Annotated in this window: 2 protein-coding genes; both read right to left on the bottom strand. The window is 37.0% G+C overall.

The genetic code is table 11. From position 1 onward, the window contains the following. Positions 1–233: hypothetical protein (locus tag G614_RS33460; protein WP_207637866.1), on the bottom strand; the 233-nt coding region annotated here is incomplete at its 3' end. A gap of 223 nt (positions 234–456) precedes the next feature. Continuing rightward, positions 457–930 carry an SMI1/KNR4 family protein gene (locus G614_RS0124075; RefSeq protein ID WP_027643897.1) on the bottom strand — a complete coding sequence of 158 codons (474 nt, stop codon included), beginning with the start codon at positions 928–930 and terminating at the stop codon, positions 457–459. Positions 931–1,142: the final 212 nt, after the last annotated feature.

Genomic DNA, 1,142 nt, shown 5'->3' with positions numbered 1-1,142 from the left:
CGGCTGGGCTGATAATCGTACAAGCGGATCGGCGGCAGCCCGTCGTTCCCAGACCCATACAGCCACATATAAGACTTGGACTGTGCCGTTTTCCCCCTCAGATCTCTCTCTGAAATATTTTTAGAAAAACTTACACATTTAACTTGACAAACCCGAAAGCGTGTAAAAAATCTTCTGATAGATTTCGAAATCTGGTTATCATTCTGGTTGTCTTGTGTTATACTTTTATTCATAGCATGAACCTCCGGTTTTATGATTTTGTTGTGGTGACTTAATTATATCAAAACCATTGGTTTCATGCTATTTTAATGCCAGTTATTATTGAATTTTCAGGGTGCATAGGCACTTATCCAAGTGCGAAGTTTGAGTTAATAAATTCAAAGTCTGTTGCAGTTGTCATACTCATATTGGAAAGAAAGCAGGATTTCTCCTCCGACTTTGGTTTCCAGAATTCTTTTATAAAGTTATAGCAATATCAATTCCTACACCGCCAACAAGAAATGCTGTAAGAGAATCTGCTATCTTCTCTGCAACATCAAACCCTAAACTACCTGCACCACTTCTATAAATACCAAATCCGGCATTTCCTACGCCATAAAAATAAACTATATCGCCTAAATCATTTCCTATTACCCATGCTTCTTCAAGAAATTTCTTGTATATTGGAAAGTTAAGATCTTCAAGATTAGTTCGTAATGCACCTTCCGCAGCCCAGATTACAATCTCACCATACCCACCATTCTCCATATCTGTGAAAAAAGAAATCCCATCATTTTCATCCCCAGAAATGGTTTCTAGAAATTCAATATAATCTTTCGGTAAATTGAACGGAGCCTTATTCAAAACCATTTTAATTTTATCTTCTCCTCCAGCATGTACATCTTTCTCATCAAAAGATAACCTTTCATTTAAATTATTTAAAATATCCATTTTCATATTCTCCTATAAAAATCAATTTTAAAACTAACTCTCTGACTTTAGGGCATCTTTTTGTTCTCTTTGTTGTTCTGAATGTTTCCCGCACTATCAGTCATCAGTACCGTACTCATTCCAGTTCCTCCCTGCTGAAAGCAGGGGGAAACTTTACATTCTGATAGCCATAGCCCTCAAATGTTTTGTAAGTTGGGAAACTGGCGCGCTTG

Origin of the sequence: [Clostridium] clostridioforme AGR2157 (genome assembly GCF_000424325.1) — a bacterium.
Classification (GTDB): domain Bacteria; phylum Bacillota; class Clostridia; order Lachnospirales; family Lachnospiraceae; genus Enterocloster; species Enterocloster clostridioformis_A.
The sequence above is the reverse complement of the archived record's forward strand: the minus strand, read 5'-3'. Positions and strand labels throughout refer to the sequence as shown.